Raw genomic sequence first — 15,433 nt, 5'->3', positions numbered from 1 at the left:
AACTTTATTTAAAGTTAAGTGGCAGTGTTGAGAGCCGTAAGACATCAGGTGTACTTGCCGTCTACTAGGAGTGCTGAGTACTTAGTAGTGAGTGCTGAGTGGAGTATGTAGGAAGTCAAGAGTTACAAAGTTGACAGTTAAGTTTTCGGTATTTGACAATTTTCTTTTGTCTGTCCTGTTTTTCACTGTCAGCTAAACTTAAAACTCAGGACTTAGCACTCTAAACTCAGGACTGACAATGACTGAAGCAAAGGCCGGTAAAGATCAACAACATCCACTTTATAACCGCGATCGCCCCCTTATTGATATTTTACTCGCTCAAGAGGCGACAGACTATAACTTAGCAGAATTGGCTAGACTGCGAATGCGTTATCAAGGGTTTCCAGGGGCGAGAGACATCCAGAAAGACCTAGATAAAGTCTTGCAGCAGTGGGGTTTGAGCGAAGCCGAGCTTTTTGAGAAAACTCGTCAAATTCACGATTTGGGGGGAATTTACAAAAGTCGTGGTAAGAAAGACGAACAGGATTGGAATTAATTATGGGGGATGGGGAATGGGGAATGGGCATTAGTTATTTTTTCCTATTCCCAACTCCTAACTCCTAAGTCAGCACTGCCTACTGGAATGGCGATCGCTAATTCTGTGCCTTAATCTCATGGGCAATGGCTGTAACAAGATTGCCCAGTACCGACATTTTTTCTTTTTGCACGAGACTGTATTGTGTCTCTTGCAGGTCGTGTAATGCTTGAGTTAATTGTGCTGTTGTGTCGATGAGCTTCAACACACTTGCGTTACACTAAAATATCTTACTTAAAATTGTCAACAGTTCCGCTTGGCTCACTGTTAATCCTGAGCGCAGCCGAAGGTTCAACTTGAATTGCCTCTTCTCCTGTCTCCAGTTGCTCCCGTTGCTTGCCATACTCCCGCAGCTGCTTCAATAGGTTTTCTTGGGACGAGTTAGGAATAGACGGACTGGGGGTTGTTTGAAGGTTGGTATCGATATTTCCAAAATTAGTAGGTGAGGGATTAATCACGTAAACGGGTAGCGACTTTTCATTAAACGTCGCCTGTTGGGTTGGTTCTGGGGTAGGAATTAGATTCTTTGGTTTCCTCACAGCAGCTTTTACCGAATCTAGAGTGGTAGCAACTTGCACTTGTTGCTGCATCTGTTGTGTAGAAGAGACTAAACCACTTAAACCATTCACCAATTGCCGCAGATTTTGGCGAAAATTAGGATCACCTGTCAATTCATCTAAATCAGATGTAATTTTTTGGGTATTTTCAAAGGTTACTCGTGCTGAATCTAAGGTTTGTTGCAGCAGCACCGCATTCTTTGGATCATTTAAGGTTTGAGAAGCATCGCGTAAATTAGCTGAGGCTTGCGCTGCATTTGCTGAAAGAGCTTCTAAATTGTTGAGTAATTCACCTTGAGTCAATCGATTGACAGATGGTGATAAGCTACTGACTGTAACACGCAATTGGTTGCTGGTTTCGGTGATATTGTTCAAAGCACCAACTAGCGCCGAACGATTTGTTGTCAACAGATTATCCAGGTTGTTCAGCAATCGATTTGCTTGAGTTGCAGTTGCACCAAATTTATTTACTGTTTGATTGGCGGATGTATTAAGTTGGTTTGTCGCCCGTTGCACTGAATTAGCTGTGGCTGAAAAGGTAGTAAGTTGTTGTTGTAAACTTTTGGTTAAACCTTGTAAATCCTGACTTAGCTCAGTAAAACTGGATGCTGCACCTGTGGTACTTTCTAGAACCCTATTAATATTTCTATAAAATTTTGGGTCATTGTATACAGCGGCTAGCTCAGTTGAACTGCGAATGAGTGCATCAACACTGATACCAACCTGACCTTTTAACCGAGAGCCATTACAGACTATGAGACTAGTATCACAACTTTTATCTAGGGGTTTAGCAGTCACGACCCCAGAAGGTAAGGTTGTTCTTGGTGTGATATCGATAATACTTTCGCTAATTAACCCGCTTTGATTAGCTTCCACCACTACATTCCGGGGCATAATTAGGTCAGTTTGGGCAATTTCAATCTCTACATCAATAACATTTGCCCTTGGTTGAACCTGGGAAATAGTTCCTACCTTAAAGCCACGATAGCGAACTGCTGCTCCCTTTTGCATTCCGCCAGCGTTGGCAAATTCTACAATAATTTTGTATGAACGACCAGCAGCAGTATACCTATTTAACCACAGAAAAAGTAATCCAAATACCCCTAGTCCTAGCAGGAGTAATAACCCCACAGAACCTTCTCTAAATGTTCGCCCAGACGCGAAGCGGCTTGTCATAAGACCTCGCATTTTTTTACCTCCACCAACAACCAACAACCAATTAGGAGTTAGGAGTTAATAGTTAGGAGTTAATAGTTAGGAATGAATAGTTAGGAATTAATAGTTGAATTTAACTCCTAACTTCTCATTTTTAACTCTTAACTCTTAATTCCTCATTCCTCACTTTTGAGTTTCTAGCCGGCGACTTTAATCGGGCCTTGAACGCTTCCACTAATAAATTGTCTGATCAAGGGATTTTCTGTGTTGTATATTTCACTAACTGTACCCTCCCACTGCACTCTACCTTCATAGAGAAATATAAGTCTATCAGCTGTACGGCGGATAGTGCTGTCTTGGTGGGTAACAACAGCATAAGTACTACAAACTCCATGTAAACATTGTAAATGGCGGATTAAATCTTCGATTACTGTTGAGGCAATGGGATCAAGTCCGGCTGTTGGTTCGTCGTATAGTAGAACTTCTGCGCCTTCGCTGGGACTGTCGGGGTTAGACATAATCGCACGGGCAAAACTCACCCGTTTTCGCATTCCCCCGGAAAGTTCGGCTGGGTAGAGGTGGCCTATTGCTGGTAAACCTACCATCTCCAATTTTTCTTTTACCAAATCTCGGATGCGCGATCGCGGCAGCTTTGAATTTTGATAAAGTAAAAATCCTACATTCTCCTCCACTGTCAGCGAATCAAATAGCGCCGCCTGTTGAAACACCATGCCAATGCCAACCTGTTGGCCACCATCTTCAATCAAACCGTCTCGCCGCACTCCTTGCACATAAATTTCTCCTTCATCGGGAGTAAGTAACCCCGCCATTACTCGTAAGATAGTTGATTTACCAGTCCCCGATGGGCCAATAATCCCCAGTGCTTCTCCCCGGTAAATGGTCAAGTCTACATTATCTAGAACTTTATGGCTACCAAAGGACTTAGAAACACCTTTCAGTTCAATCAATGGTTCAGTCATTAGTTATTAGTCATTGGTCATTGGTCATTAGTCAGTAGAAAATAAACAAATGACTACTGAGAACTAACAAAGGACAAATATGCCCAATAGTGATGTCAGAGTTATTGGTAGGGCATTGTATAGTACATCATAAGTATAAGTATATGATTAGTATTCTGATTAGCAAACTTTATTTTTTTAGCATAATATCTAGTTATTTGCGATGTTTAACGTCCCAAAATACTCTCAACGCAAGGCTGGCAAAGACACCGTAGTAAATAAACGTCTCAGTGATGGTAAAATAAGACTCTAATTTTCTGTAGACATCAGCAAAATTGTCTATTAGTATAAATGTACTTAACTGATATTATAACTACTAAGAAAAAAGCTCCGACAATAAAAATATAATTAATAGGTTTATACCAGATATAAAAATCAAATTTAATTTCTGAAAATCAAAATATTCAGATTTTCAACTTTTTATATAAGTCCAAAACCTTTTTTCATAAATGATTAAGTATAGCTATAGAAAAATTTATTTTCCTGCCATCCAAAGTTATTGCAAGTAACAGAGTTATTAGATGATTGGAGAGTTTAATAGTCTTACCTGTCAATCCTGGAGTTGGCAAAGTCCAAAAATATTTACTAGTATTGTAACAATTACTGTTAAAAAATCAAAGTAAAAATTATGAGTAGCCAATTAGAACAGTTTGCTAGTGATAATTCTTCTGGTATTTGTCCTGAAGCACTGGAATATATGATTAGGGCAAATCATGGTAGTGTTCCAGCTTATGGAAATGATGAATGGACTCAAAAAGCCACAGATTATTTTCGGGAACTATTTGAAATTGATTGTGAAGTATTTTTTACCTTTAACGGTACAGCAGCAAATTCTTTATCTTTAGCTGCTCTTTGTCAGTCATATCACAGCGTTATTTGTCATGAGACATCTCACATAGAAACAGATGAATGTGGCGCACCTGAATTTGCATCTAATGGTTCTAAACTGTTACTAGCTCAAGGTAAAAATGGTAAATTAACATCAGAGTCGATAGAGGCAATTATCACTAAGCGGACTGATATTCATTATCCAAAACCTAAAGTTATTAGTATTACACAATCAACTGAATTAGGGACTTTATATTCTATTGAAGAACTTTTAAGTATTAAAGAAGTTGCGAAAAAGTATAACTTAAAGATTCACATGGATGGCGCTCGTTTTGCAAATGCAGTTGCCGCTATGAATCAAAGCCCTGCTGAAATTACCTGGAAAACTGGAATCGATGTATTGTGCTTTTGTGGTACAAAGAATGGCATGGCATTGGGTGAAGCGATTCTTTTCTTCAACAAAGCATTAGCAGAGGATTTTGACTATCGATGCAAGCAAGCAGGCCAGCTAGCTTCAAAAATGCGGTTTATTTCCGCTCCCTGGTTGGGTTTATTGGAAACCGGTGCTTGGCTAAAAAATGCTAGACATGCTAATCAATGTGCTGAATACTTGGAAAATCAACTATTAAACATAGAAGGCGTGGACTTAATGTTTCCTAGAGAAGCCAACGCCGTATTTGTTAAATTACCTGAACAAGTAATTCACAGCTTAAAAGCCAAGAACTGGCAGTTTTATACATTTATTGGTGTAGGAGGAGTACGTTTTATGTGTTCTTGGAACACTACTCAATCAAGGATTGATGAATTGATTGGTGATATTAAAAACGCAACTCTTGACAAAAAATAAATATAAAAAATGGAAAATAATGAAATAAGTATAGCAATCTTAAAGCTGCTCTAAATTAAGTAAATGCAATTAGTGATAACTGGCAATACAAGTGCTTACTTGGTATTAAACTTCAACCGCACTTTTGGTTGCTGCCACAATCCCAAGCGCTTATTTTGAGCATTAGCTTCTGCAATTAAAAATTGGGTTTTGCTCTCGTAGCAATTTTGTAAAGATTCTCGGTCAACTATAGCATTACCTGACTCTACCAAAAGGAGATTTACTGACCGATTATTCACAAACACTTCACCAGCTGCGTGACCGTTTTTGAGTTGTTCTGTGTTTCTAATTACGACAGGAGTTTGAGGTGGTAGTAGCTGTTTTAGTTTTTGTGTTGCTGCTAAACCAGATGGCTGACCATTTGCCTCTGGCGCATTAATACACGCTAGCTTTATTGTGGTTGTTTGTCCTGCATTATCTTTAACCAAAATTGTGTTCCCGTCTGCAATACCAACTACTGTAGCTAGCACCAAAATTAGTTCAAGTAACTCCATCATTTTGTCCGTAATATTTTATGCATAAACATAATTTTATTTCAGTGCTTAGATTGCTAGTGTGATTTAACTCACAAGTTATAAGTAAAAGTAATAGATATTGCCTGTAGTGGTAAGATGCATTTACGTAAGGAAGTGCGATCGCGTAACTCCTTAAGCTATAGCGATTCTCCTTTGGATTGAATGTATCATAACTACACGTACATTTTTTGTTAGCGATCGCCTACCTTTAGTCTAAGAGGATGTTTGAAAAGTTTTGAGCGAATATAATGCGCTACTACACAAGCTAAGTCCACCTGCGTGGACTAGCAGAAAATCGAGTTTTATAACCCAATACAGTTCAGATAAGACAAAACACTTGTAGAGACGGCGATTTATCGCGTCTCAAAAACCCACAATTTTGTACAATTAGCCCTTAAATAAACCGTATTGTTTTATAACCCGCTTAGGCGGGTTTTGTCTGTGTAGCCGCGACTTCTAGTCGCAGAGGCAAGTAATAATTTAGACTTTTCAAACAACCTCTAAACTCTAGATTGACAAACTTTTTGCCCTTATGGATAAAATAGCCCTGCTTTTTAAAGGGGTCGCCACAAGCAGAAACTATCTTCTTGGGCAAAATATCACTTGGTGTTTATTTAAGTTTTTCGTGAGCAGCCAAAATGATTTTTTCGGTTTCTTCCCAGCTAATACATTTATCGGTTACAGAAACACCATATTTTAATTCTTCTTTACCAGTAATCGGTTGACTACCTTCATACAAATGCGATTCCAGCATCATGCCAACTATTGATGTATTACCATCCACTATTTGCTGAATAATATTTTCTAAGACAGCACCTTGTAATTTGTAATCTTTATTAGTATTGCCGTGGCTACAGTCAATAACAATTCTCGGTGGTAAATTTGCCTGTTTTAATTTCTCTTCTACCACTTTTACATTTGCTGCATCAAAGTTGGGTTGACTACCACCTCTTAAAATTACGTGACCATAACCATTACCTTTAGTTTGAAATACGCTCACCTGTCCGTTTTGATTAATTCCCAGAAAATTATGCGGATTTCCGGCTGATTGGAGAGCATTCAAAGCTACTTGAATATTGCCGTCAGTACCGTTTTTAAAACCCACAGGCATCGAAAGTCCACTTGCCATTTCGCGGTGAGTTTGTGATTCGGTGGTGCGTGCTCCAATGGCAGACCATGTAATCAGTTCACTAATATATTGGGGGATGATCGGATCTAGTGCTTCTGTGCCAGCCGGTAATCCCAACTCTGTAATTTTTAATAATAGCTCTCGTGCAATTAATAACCCATTTTCTACATGGAAAGAATCATCCATATCTGGATCGTTAATTAACCCTTTCCAGCCTACGGTTGTTCTTGGTTTTTCAAAGTAAACTCTCATAATTAGTAGCAGCTTATCCTGGACTCGCTCGGCCAATATTTTCAACCTCTCAGAATATTCGAGCGCTGCTTTTGGATCATGGATTGAGCATGGGCCAACTACTATAAATTTTCTACGATCCTGAAAATCTAGGATATGTTCTATTTCTTGTCTATATGCTAAAACTCTTTGTTCTGCTAATTGTGTTAAAGGGAATTTTGATTTGACTTCATTGGGAGTTAATAAAATGCGATCGTTCTCAATGTTCGCGTTGTCGATATTACTATTAAATAATGTGTTGTGCATGGGATGATTTTGAAACTTTATATACGCACTTCAACTCAGAATTGTAACACAAACTCATGATTTTTTTAAATAGCCTTTTTTATGCTTGACAAATTTCTAATTAGACTGTAGATGATTAAGATCATAAAATAAAAAGGGGGAATATTTTCCCCCTTTTTATTTGCTATTAGACTACTGATTGAGTTGTAGTGTATATTTTTACTGCCATACAAATACTTTAGCTTCGTATGGTCCTAAGTCAGTTATGATGCCATCATCACCAGATTCGACATCATAATTGCCTGTCCACTCGTGCCATGTACCAGCACTAGGAAAGTTAGGAACATGATAGCCAGCGAGGAAGTTTTCTGAGAAATTTGCTATTACAACTACACGAGAACCTTCATCATTCCAACGAGTATAAGCTAATACTTTTGCATCGGCATTTTCGTGGATAAAGTCAATATTTTCTGTGTAAAGTGCATGATTACTTTTACGCAGGTTGGTTAGACCTTTGTATGATTCAAATAAACTACGATTGAGATCATTACCTAACAGTGTCCAATCAATTTTTGATGATTCAGGTTGTTTAGGTTTGTACTCGCCAAATTCTTCTCCCATCCAAATCAAAGGTACGCCAACAGCAGTCATGAGGATGGCTACTCCTAATTTGGCCCGCCTAAAGGCTTCTTCGTTAAAAATCTCACGGTTTCCTAATTCAACCATCACATGGTTATGGTCATGATTGGTGAGGTAATTTACTACATTGGTAGCACCCAAGAAGCCTTGGCGCTTGCAGTCAATAACATCTTTGAGACGCTCTAAATCAAATGTATCACCGCAGATATGTTCTAGAATGCAGTGATAAAAACTGTCATGCCAGCAACCATCCATTGGCCCATCTACATTGGTAATGCTGGTAGTTTCAGGAATGTGTTCAGCAACATTATAAAAAGGCTTTGCACCAGCAGTTTTTTTGGCTTCCTGAACAATCCAGTGCATGAAGTCGTAGTTAGCAATTTGCCTGGCTGCATCATAGCGAATACCATCAAGATGATATTCCTCAATCCAGAAACGGATTGTTTCGCCAATAAATTTCCGCGCTGGATGAATCTCTAATTTTTCGTCATAATGTTCATAATTAAACTCAGGCCCCCAGTTATTATCAGGATCACGAGGTTCATGATGATACCAGTAATCGTGGTCAATTTGTGTTAAGGGAGCAGATGCTTCTGAGTGGTTATAAATACCATCAATAATTACACGAATACCTCTTCCATGACACTCGTCAATCAATTTTTTCAACCCAGCAGTCGAACCATAACTTGATTCTGTTGCAAAAAAGTGGCGCGGATTATAACCCCAGCTATAATCACCAGGATATTCTTTAAGTGGCATCAACTCAATAGCGTTGATTCCTAGTTCACACAAATAATCTAACTTTTCAATGACATGTTTGTACTTACCTCGTGCATAAGGGTCATCCTCGCCACCAGAAAAGTCACCAACATGCAATTCATAAATTACTAATTCGTGGTCAGCAGGTAAAGGTTTATCATCATGTTGCCAAACGTAGGTATCAGTAATCCTTTGCCCATCTTTGATGTGGATAACACCATCATCTTTTCCACTCAATTCATCTATATCTGTTGCATAAGGGTCTGTAACCTCAACCCATTGTTCTGGTTCAAAAAACCATGAATTTGATTGAACGCGAAATTTATATTTATAATCGCCATCTTCTAGTTCAACACTTGTACGAAAATAACCATCATCACCTTTTTCCATTGGAATGTCTTGCCAATCAGAAAAAGAACCAATTAATGCGGCTCCTTTGTTGTAAGGTGCAAATAAATTAAATTCAATTGGCTTTGCCATAGAAGTGTTTGTAATATCAAGGGTTGATAGGAGTATTCTCTGATGCTAAATTGAATTTGCAAATCGCTCTAGAGAAATAATTAGATCAGCAGTGCTTCTATCTTCAGGAATAATTGATAAAAACTTTATAAAATTTAACTATGCTTTTTTGCTTTTTGGCTGTTTGTAACACTTAATGATTGACTAAAATACAGATTTACTGTATTGTATATTTTGCCTATAAAACTAATATTTTTAAATACCTATTACATATAATTGCAAAAATTAAGTACCTAAATCAATAGTTTTTTATTAAACTCTAATATGGTAGATATAAGACTCATGTTTGATTTTTTAAATACATGTAGGGGAGCCAGTGCTTTGCAGAGGTTATCGACGCTCCATAACTCGCTCTAAGCGTACTCCTTCCTAGGTCGAAACAAGCTATGCGGTAGCGTCTCGTAGAGAAGCCATACCGAAGGCATTACCTCTCATACCACTTCGTGGAAGCAAGCTATGCGTTAGCGTCTCTGAAAGAGAAGAGAAGGCTTTACGCTGCGCTTCCGTTGTGGCAAATGGCGTTGTGTTAACCGTAGGCTATGCACCAAAAACTTCGGGTGGTGCGTTACAGAAGCCTTAACCATAAATAATAGACTTGGAGTTTTTCACCCAATCAAATCGGATTGATATAGTCGTTAAAAATAGGATATTTTTTGCCACATATCTGCTGATAAGATTACTCAATTGTGCCGTTAGTTTGTTGCAGATAACTTAACAACCAATTTGCAGCTGTTGCTCTACGAGTTTGCCGAGGTCCAAATTCGCCAATTTTATAACCTTTGAAGCCCAGTTTTTCTTTTAACATTTGTTTATTTTCAGCAGGAATAGAACGAGTCAACTTAACTGTTGCGGGGCGAGATTCCATAAAATCTGGTGGTTGTGGGTAATCATTCTGCCATTCTGGTGCAACTTGGCTAGCGTCCCATTGTGCAGTTGAGGAGTCATAGCGATAGCCTAAATAATGCCATAGCAACTGATTAACTGTGGCATCATCAAATTTCTCTTCGATAATTGCCCAAATTGTTTCTGTATTGAGTGGCGGCAGGTTAGACATAAACAGTTCAAAATTATAAGTGGAAAAATGGACTATTAATTAAATTTACAACAATTAGTAGGTAGTAAAAAATACTTTATCACTACCTTGCTACAATTCCAAAGATAGGGATAATTTTATTTTTATAATGATCATTATGATGGAAATAAAGGCAGCCGTAGGCGACCTGTAAAAGAACGTGGTATTCTCTGGAAACAGAAGTATAAAGAAGAATTACATTTCTATTCTCGTCCTTTGGCAAGCAGTAAATTAGCTAAATACTAAGTCTGCTTGAAGAGATAGGATTTATTAAAAGAGTAAAATTTTAGGAGTAAACCTCTGTCTTTACAAGTTCTTACCGTTCCTAGAGCCACTTCTCAACCCCCCGCAGGTTTAATTGTTACTTTGCATGGTTGGGGAGCTAATGCTGAGGATGTAGCATCATTGTTACCCTTGCTCAACTTACCTGATTACCAGTTTGTATTACCCAATGCACCTTATCCTTATCCCTATTCCCCTGTAGGGAGGGCATGGTATGACCTGCGGGTAGAAAATATGTATGAAGGGTTGGTAGAAAGTCGGCAACTGCTAACAGATTTTTTGGAATCTTTAGAAAGTACCACTGGCGTACCTTTATCACGCACCATTTTATGTGGATTTTCTCAAGGTGGGGCAATGACTTTAGATGTCGGATCAAAATTACCTCTAGCAGGTTTAGCTGTTATGAGTGGGTATTTACATCCTGATGCACTAACAGCAGCTAAAAGTGGAATTTCACCGATTTTAATCAGCCACGGGAGATATGATGAAGTTGTACCTCTGAAAGCTGCTTTGAAGGCACGAGAAACTGTAGAGTCTCTAGGAGTGGCGGTAGAATATCACGAATTTGACATGGGGCATGAAATAAATCCACAAACGTTAGAGGTGCTACGGAATTTCGTTGTAAATCTAATTGGCTAGTCAGAATTACGAATTTTTTATAAATTCTGGTATAAATGCTAAAAATTTCACGAAATGAATCACCTCTAATGAGTAATATATATAGGGTGGCTGCGTTCAGCGCAACTTAACCCATGCTGAAAGCGCGTGCTGCATAAGGGAGGGGCGAGCATTATGACAACTCTAAGCATTTCCAGGAAAGAAATTGCTGCCATGACTGCGGCAGAAGTAGAAGAACTGGCTACACGTCTGGAGCTAGATAATTATAGTAATGCTTTTGAGGGTTTAAATGATTGGCATCTATTGCGAGCGATCGCATTTCAGCGTCCAGAGTTAGTTGAACCCTATATCTACCTCTTAGACTTGGAAGCCTACGATGAAGCGTAGTTGAGAGTTAGAAGTTAGGAGTTAGGAGTTAGAAGTTAGGAGTTAGGAGTTAGAAATTAATATTCGTAACTACTTGCTCCTAAGTTACTACTTAGTCCTAACTTTTTACCATGACTAATCCAAAATTTAACAGGGTTCTAATAGGTGTAGGTGGCGGTATCGCCGCCTACAAAATTTGTGAATTGGTTTCGACGCTGTTTAAAACTGGGGTGGAGGTTCGAGTTATCCTCACCCGTTCGGCGCAAGAATTTATCACGCCTCTGACAATAGCCACTCTATCTCGTCATCCCGCCTACACCGATGATGATTTCTGGAAACCAATTCACTCTCGTCCGTTGCATATTGAGTTGGGTGAATGGGCAGATGTCATGGTAATTGCTCCTTTGACAGCTAATACATTAGCAAAGTTAGCCTACGGGATGGCGGATAATTTACTCACAAATACCGTGCTGGCTTCTACTTGTCCCGTGCTGTTAGCACCCGCAATGAATACGGATATGTGGGAACAGCTATCAGTGCAGCGAAATTGGCAACAGCTATTGATCGATAGTCGATATCATGGGATGAATACAGCATCAGGATTATTAGCGTGCGATCGCATCGGTGCTGGTAGATTAGCAGAACCTCCAGAAATATTCGCTCACATCCAATCGTTGTTACACACTCAAGGTAAACGAGATTTAGTCGGTAAACGAGTGTTAATTAGCGCTGGGGGAACGCGAGAGTATCTTGACCCAGTAAGGTTTATTGGCAATCCTTCCACAGGTAAAATGGGATTAGCTTTAGCACAAGCAGCACTTCACCGAGGCGCAAACGTTACTTTGGTACATGGCCCTGTTAATTGGAATGTACCATTGGGAGTACAAGGGATTCCCGTCATTAGTGCAGACGAAATGCAGCACATCATGGTGGAATGTTTACCCAACGCTGATATCATTGTGATGTCAGCAGCCGTGGCAGATGTGAAGCCAAAAGATTATAGTACAGAAAAATTGCCCAAGCGATCGCTCCCCCAAGCTTTACCTTTGGAACCCGTAGCGGATATAGTCGCCCAGTTAGCAGAACTCAAACAGCCGCATCAGATGTTAATTGGTTTTGCAGCACAAACTGGAGATATTGTCAAGCCCGCATTAGAAAAGTTACAGAAGAAAAAATTAGATGCGATCGTTGCTAATCCCATCGATCAACCTGATAGTGGTTTTGGTAGCGATAATAATCAAGCGATATTTTTAGATATTCAAGGAAATCAGGTAGAAATTGCACCTTGTTCTAAATTAGAAATGGCGCATCAATTATTTGATTTTCTTTCCTTTCCATAGTCTGAAACAGATGAGACAATTAGCAACCGAGTCACCATCTACTTGGCGTTTCATCCCGATGCTTCAGACATCAGGAGCAGTGCAAATGGCGATCGATGCTTGGTTGTTCAACCAATGTGAAAAGGGACAGCACCAACCTACCCTCCGTTTTTATACCTGGTATCCCCACGCGCTCTCTTTGGGACATCTGCAAAAACAATGGCCTGCTGAATGGCATAATCTGATTTACCAGGGACAGGGACTCGATCTAGTTCGTCGACCAACGGGAGGTAGAGCTGTTCTCCATCAGGGAGATTTAAGCTACGCCCTAATTACCTCAGCAAGTAGTGGAAAAAGCTGGGGTACTTATGAAAAAATCTGTAACTTTTTAATTCAAGGCTGGCAAACCTTGGGTATTGAGTTAAATTATGGTTCTGCTGGACGGGGTTACATTCATAATCCCAGTTGTTTCAACACAGCAACAGCCGCGGACTTAGTTACTACCGATGGAAGTAAATTCATTGGTAGCGCCCAACGCAAGGGAAGAAATACCATTCTTCAACACGGCTCAATGATTTTGTCTACAGACAAAGGTTTATTTCAAGAAATCTTTGAACAACCGGCTCCGTGGAATACCTCGCTTTGCAACACACAGGAACAGGATGATTGGATTGTCAAGATTGTGGATACACTGACAGAGACAGCCAAACAGTACTTTGACATAGAACTAGTTACCCAACCATTCACTGATCTCGAATGGCAAGATATCCTGAAATTGCGATCGCTTTATGAGGTGCAAACGCCTATTCCCAAACTTTAGCTTATGTAGAAAATACGTAGAAAGCCAATTCTTTTTAAGTCAAATAGCTGTACAGCGTAGTTTTGCAGGGCAAATGAAAATGCTAAGAGCATAAGAGCAAATCTTACCCCAGAACAAGCCCAAAAGCTGGTAAAGGAAACTACTACTTTCAATTGGGTATAACCCGTATGGTCTATGGCTTTAAGTCACTTTTATAGATTCTACAATATAAGTAAGGCATAAAAATAACGCTTCAATTATATGAAAATACTCTCATCAGAGCTAGTCCATTTGGGATTTGGCAAATATGTGCGTTCTGACCAAGTAACAGCAGTTATACCAATAGAAGAGGAGCGAGGCCCAGGGCGACGAACCTTTGTTCACATTCAAGGGCAAAGCGATCCAATTATCGCCTCTCGCGCTGAAGATACCATCGTGCGTGATTTAGTACAGGAACCACGCGAGGTTACTCAAGCCCGTCAGCAGCAAGAAATTCTTCAAGATTTATTGGTAAATCTAGGTAATGTTAATTCGACTGTGCGACGAATTAGCCGTGATGAAGGCACTTTGGATCTTGATTTGTTAGAGCGACGACTTAAGCAAGTCCTTGAAAATTAATTGTAGAAGTCAGCAAACTTTCATAACGGAGAACGATATTGCTGAATACCATTACAGACCAAGTTTCAGTATCAGATACACAAACAAGATCGCCAAAGTTGTGGATACCTGAACGGGTACTGTTTACACCTGCTGCCTTAGATGAGGATTGGGGGCAGCAGATTCTTGCGCGTGTGCAGTCACTCAACTTACCAATAGAAGAACTATCACAGAACCGTCTGAAGGGTCTGCGCGGTGAATCTGAGCGGGATACTTACAACATCGCCAAGCGTACCTTAGCGGTGGTTACTGCACCACCCAGTTCTTTTAAACTGAGTCCGATCCCACCTTCTGCGGATTGGCAGTTTCACCTTGCCGAAGGTTGTCCGGCTCATTGTCAATACTGCTACCTAGCGGGTAGCTTGTCAGGGCCACCTGTCATCCGCGCTTTTGCCAACTTACCGCAGATATTAGAGAACTTAGCGAATTACGAGCAGAAGGGGAAAACCACAAGTTTTGAAGTTAGCTGTTACACAGATCCATTGGGTATTGAGCATTTAACTGGAAGTCTTGCTGAATGTATCCGTTACTTTGGCACTCGTACCAATGCACATCTACGTTGGGTATCGAAATTTGATGCTGTGGATGGATTACTCGACTTACCACACAATGGCAATACTCGCTGTCGGATGAGCGTTAATGCTGCACCGATTTCTGGTAAGTTTGAAGGTGGCACAGCATCCGTAGCATCCAGACTTAATGCATTGCGACGGTTGGCGTTACCACAAGAACGTGGTGGTGGCGGATATCCTGTAGGCTTGGTGATTGCGCCAATTATGCCGATAGACGATTGGCAGATGCACTATAGTTATTTATTTGACCAGATAAACGAGGCACTGGATTTTGACTGTGATCTTACCTTTGAGTTAATTTCCCATCGGTTCACGCCTGGGTCAAAAGAAGTGTTACAAACTTGGTATCCGCAATCCAAATTAGAGATGGATGAGGCAAAACGCAGTGTCAAGCGTAATAAGTTTGGTGGGACGAAGTACGTTTACGAGAAGGACACCATGAAGGCGTTACGTTGCTTTTTTGAGAGTGAGATTACTAGACGCTTTCCAAATGCTGAAATTCTTTATTGGACTTAGTAGATCACTTCGCTCAAATACAGTTTGAGCAAATTAATTATTGGGCAAGAGAGCGATCAATAGAAGATGCGATCGCTCTCTTTTTAGGTTGCTCAAAAGCTGGTGCGTTAGGCTAAAGCCATAACACACCCTACTT

Annotated in this window: 16 protein-coding genes; 9 read left to right on the top strand and 7 right to left on the bottom strand. The window is 39.9% G+C overall.

The genetic code is table 11. The features are described 5' to 3' along the window. The first annotated feature begins 238 nt into the window (after window positions 1-238). Window positions 239-535, top strand: a complete 297-nt coding sequence (locus ACWATR_RS01590; protein WP_181930522.1) for a DUF3288 family protein — start codon at window positions 239-241, stop codon at window positions 533-535. A gap of 97 nt (window positions 536-632) precedes the next feature. Here ACWATR_RS01590 and ACWATR_RS01585 read toward each other — a convergent pair whose 3' ends face one another. The 3 genes from ACWATR_RS01585 to ACWATR_RS01575 form a co-directional block, all read right to left on the bottom strand. Further along, a complete protein-coding gene (locus tag ACWATR_RS01585) occupies window positions 633-782 on the bottom strand; it encodes a hypothetical protein (RefSeq protein ID WP_460328840.1) in 150 nt (49 codons plus the stop codon). A 22-nt stretch (window positions 783-804) separates the two neighbouring features. Beyond that, entirely contained in the window at window positions 805-2,319 is a 1,515-nt protein-coding gene (locus ACWATR_RS01580; protein WP_460328838.1) for an MlaD family protein, read from the bottom strand. 164 nt (window positions 2,320-2,483) lie between these two features. Continuing rightward, complete coding sequence (locus ACWATR_RS01575; protein ID WP_181930524.1) at window positions 2,484-3,266, bottom strand: ABC transporter ATP-binding protein; 783 nt, start codon at window positions 3,264-3,266, stop codon at window positions 2,484-2,486. A gap of 667 nt (window positions 3,267-3,933) precedes the next feature. On the opposite strand from ACWATR_RS01575, the gene ACWATR_RS01570 reads away from it, so the two are divergent. Further along, window positions 3,934-4,980, top strand: a complete 1,047-nt coding sequence (locus ACWATR_RS01570) for a threonine aldolase family protein (RefSeq protein ID WP_460328836.1) — start codon at window positions 3,934-3,936, stop codon at window positions 4,978-4,980. 95 nt (window positions 4,981-5,075) lie between these two features. Here the strand turns inward: ACWATR_RS01570 and ACWATR_RS01565 are convergent, their stop codons facing one another. From ACWATR_RS01565 to ACWATR_RS01550, 4 genes are all read right to left on the bottom strand, one after another. Continuing rightward, window positions 5,076-5,516, bottom strand: coding sequence for a thermonuclease family protein (locus tag ACWATR_RS01565; RefSeq protein ID WP_460328833.1), 441 nt, complete (start codon window positions 5,514-5,516; stop codon window positions 5,076-5,078). Between the two features lie 628 nt (window positions 5,517-6,144). Further along, entirely contained in the window at window positions 6,145-7,200 is a 1,056-nt protein-coding gene (locus ACWATR_RS01560; RefSeq protein WP_460328831.1) for a 3-deoxy-7-phosphoheptulonate synthase, read from the bottom strand. A gap of 198 nt (window positions 7,201-7,398) precedes the next feature. Next, complete coding sequence (locus tag ACWATR_RS01555; RefSeq protein ID WP_460328830.1) at window positions 7,399-9,057, bottom strand: alpha-amylase family glycosyl hydrolase; 1,659 nt, start codon at window positions 9,055-9,057, stop codon at window positions 7,399-7,401. 715 nt (window positions 9,058-9,772) lie between these two features. Then, entirely contained in the window at window positions 9,773-10,150 is a 378-nt protein-coding gene (locus ACWATR_RS01550; protein ID WP_460328828.1) for a DUF1823 family protein, read from the bottom strand. Window positions 10,151-10,468: 318 nt separating this feature from the next. On the opposite strand from ACWATR_RS01550, the gene ACWATR_RS01545 reads away from it, so the two are divergent. The 7 genes from ACWATR_RS01545 to ACWATR_RS01515 all read left to right on the top strand — a co-directional run bounded on the left by ACWATR_RS01545 (window position 10,469) and on the right by ACWATR_RS01515 (window position 15,413). Beyond that, window positions 10,469-11,089, top strand: a complete 621-nt coding sequence (locus tag ACWATR_RS01545) for an alpha/beta hydrolase (protein ID WP_460340135.1) — start codon at window positions 10,469-10,471, stop codon at window positions 11,087-11,089. 153 nt (window positions 11,090-11,242) lie between these two features. After that, the gene (gene isiD, locus ACWATR_RS01540) at window positions 11,243-11,455 is read left to right on the top strand and encodes a protein IsiD (protein WP_435024949.1); all 213 of its coding nucleotides are present in this window, start codon (window positions 11,243-11,245) and stop codon (window positions 11,453-11,455) included. 110 nt (window positions 11,456-11,565) lie between these two features. Continuing rightward, complete coding sequence (gene coaBC / locus ACWATR_RS01535; protein WP_460328825.1) at window positions 11,566-12,774, top strand: bifunctional phosphopantothenoylcysteine decarboxylase/phosphopantothenate--cysteine ligase CoaBC; 1,209 nt, start codon at window positions 11,566-11,568, stop codon at window positions 12,772-12,774. Window positions 12,775-12,784: 10 nt separating this feature from the next. Further along, window positions 12,785-13,573, top strand: coding sequence for a lipoate--protein ligase family protein (locus ACWATR_RS01530; RefSeq protein WP_460328823.1), 789 nt, complete (start codon window positions 12,785-12,787; stop codon window positions 13,571-13,573). Window positions 13,574-13,813: 240 nt separating this feature from the next. Then, window positions 13,814-14,170 (top strand): hypothetical protein, encoded by a 357-nt coding sequence (locus ACWATR_RS01525; protein WP_181930530.1) that lies wholly within the window; start codon window positions 13,814-13,816, stop codon window positions 14,168-14,170. Window positions 14,171-14,274: 104 nt separating this feature from the next. Next, entirely contained in the window at window positions 14,275-15,297 is a 1,023-nt protein-coding gene (locus tag ACWATR_RS01520) for a spore photoproduct lyase family protein (protein WP_460340132.1), read from the top strand. Further along, window positions 15,288-15,413: a hypothetical protein gene (locus ACWATR_RS01515; protein WP_460328821.1), complete on the top strand. Its 126-nt coding sequence runs from the start codon at window positions 15,288-15,290 to the stop codon at window positions 15,411-15,413. Before ACWATR_RS01520 ends, ACWATR_RS01515 begins: the two co-directional genes overlap by 10 nt. Window positions 15,414-15,433 lie beyond the last annotated feature (20 nt).

The organism is Nostoc sp. UIC 10890 (assembly GCF_054786515.1).
This window is presented reverse-complemented; position numbering and strand designations above follow the sequence as displayed.

Bases quoted from the DNA above. Each gene is read 5' to 3' on its own strand.
- ACWATR_RS01550 (WP_460328828.1), bottom strand. From the start codon at position 10,150: ATGTCTAACCTGCCGCCACTCAATACAGAAACAATTTGGGCAATTATC.
- ACWATR_RS01590 (WP_181930522.1), top strand. From the start codon at position 239: ATGACTGAAGCAAAGGCCGGTAAAGATCAACAACATCCACTTTATAAC.
- isiD (WP_435024949.1), top strand. From the start codon at position 11,243: ATGACAACTCTAAGCATTTCCAGGAAAGAAATTGCTGCCATGACTGCG.
- ACWATR_RS01575 (WP_181930524.1), bottom strand. From the start codon at position 3,266: ATGACTGAACCATTGATTGAACTGAAAGGTGTTTCTAAGTCCTTTGGT.
- ACWATR_RS01525 (WP_181930530.1), top strand. From the start codon at position 13,814: ATGAAAATACTCTCATCAGAGCTAGTCCATTTGGGATTTGGCAAATAT.
- ACWATR_RS01555 (WP_460328830.1), bottom strand. From the start codon at position 9,057: ATGGCAAAGCCAATTGAATTTAATTTATTTGCACCTTACAACAAAGGA.
- ACWATR_RS01570 (WP_460328836.1), top strand. From the start codon at position 3,934: ATGAGTAGCCAATTAGAACAGTTTGCTAGTGATAATTCTTCTGGTATT.
- ACWATR_RS01565 (WP_460328833.1), bottom strand. From the start codon at position 5,516: ATGATGGAGTTACTTGAACTAATTTTGGTGCTAGCTACAGTAGTTGGT.
- ACWATR_RS01530 (WP_460328823.1), top strand. From the start codon at position 12,785: ATGAGACAATTAGCAACCGAGTCACCATCTACTTGGCGTTTCATCCCG.
- ACWATR_RS01560 (WP_460328831.1), bottom strand. From the start codon at position 7,200: ATGCACAACACATTATTTAATAGTAATATCGACAACGCGAACATTGAG.
- coaBC (WP_460328825.1), top strand. From the start codon at position 11,566: ATGACTAATCCAAAATTTAACAGGGTTCTAATAGGTGTAGGTGGCGGT.
- ACWATR_RS01580 (WP_460328838.1), bottom strand. From the start codon at position 2,319: ATGCGAGGTCTTATGACAAGCCGCTTCGCGTCTGGGCGAACATTTAGA.